The sequence below is a fragment of the Variovorax humicola genome (assembly GCF_037889915.1).
GTDB lineage: Bacteria > Pseudomonadota > Gammaproteobacteria > Burkholderiales > Burkholderiaceae_C > Variovorax > Variovorax humicola.
This window is the reverse complement of sequence record NZ_JBBKZV010000103.1, coordinates 1-1,193: the sequence shown is the minus strand read 5'-3', so window position 1 is coordinate 1,193 and position 1,193 is coordinate 1. Positions and strand designations below refer to the sequence as shown.

The 1,193-nt window shown below is 68.9% G+C and carries 1 pseudogene; it reads left to right on the top strand.

Going from position 1 to position 1,193, the window contains the following annotated elements:
• Positions 1 to 15 precede the first annotated feature (15 nt).
• Positions 16 to 1,193: pseudogene (locus tag WKW80_RS37215) on the top strand (filamentous hemagglutinin); the annotation flags it as partial.

Genomic DNA, 1,193 nt, shown 5'->3' with positions numbered 1-1,193 from the left:
GGCGCGGCCATGACCGTGAACACGAACGGCCAGGCGCTCAGCAACACCAACGCGGCAGGCCATACCAACGCCAACGCTCGAAACGCCCAGGCCAACGCCCAGGGCGGCATCGCCAGCGCGGGCACCCTGGCCTTGAACGCCGGCGCGCTCGATAACTCAGAGGGCTTCATCGGCTCGAAGAAGGCGCTCAACGCCACCACCGGCGCCGTCACGAACACCGATGGCGGAACCATCCTCGGCCAGTCCACGGTCGCCATCGACACGCAGGGCGCGAGCTACGACAACACCCGCGGCCAGACCCTCGCCATCGGCGATCTGAGCGTCGACGCGGGCAGCGTCAACACCACGGGCGGCCTGCTGCGCTCGGGCGGCACCACCACGATCAACGCGGCCACCGTGGACAACAGCGCCACCTCCGGCCCCGATCAAGGCATCGAGGGCAGGAACGTCGGCATCACCGCGGTCGATGTGAAGAACCGGGCAGGCGCGGTGCGCGCCGACGCGAATGCCACCCTCATCGCCAGCGGTACCGTGGACAACTCCGCAGGCGGCCTGATCTCCGCGCGCGACACCCTGGCCATCGTCGACCCCCACGGCGCCAAACCCGCCGACGCTGCCGCCAAGACGCTCAAGGTGGTCAACACGGGCGGCACGCTCGCAGCCGACAAGCGCCTGCAGCTCGATGCCGCGCGCTTCAGCGGCGACGGCACCCTGAGCGCCAGCCAGGACCTCTCCATCGCGCTCACCCAGGACGTGGTCAACAACGCCGCGCTCTCGGCCAACGGCAACCTGACCTACACCACCACCGGCACCTTCACCAACAACAGCCAACTGCTGGCCGGCAATACCCTCACGGTCGCGGGCCGCACGGTCGACAACAACGCCAACGCCGAGATGAGCGGCACGGATACGGCCATCTCCGCCGCAACGCTGAACAACCGCGGATTGATCGACAGCCGCGGCGAGACCCGCATCGATGCCCGTGCGGGTGCGGGTGCCGGTGTCGTGAACAACGTGGGCACCGGGCGCATCTACGGCGATCGAATCTCCATCGCCGCCGGCACCCTGAACAACGACGCCGAGACGGTGGCGGGCATCACCAACGCTGGCACCATCGCCGCGCGGAGCCGTCTGGACATCGCAGCGGACTCGATCAACAACCGCGAGCACGCGCTCATCTTCAGCGGCGGCGA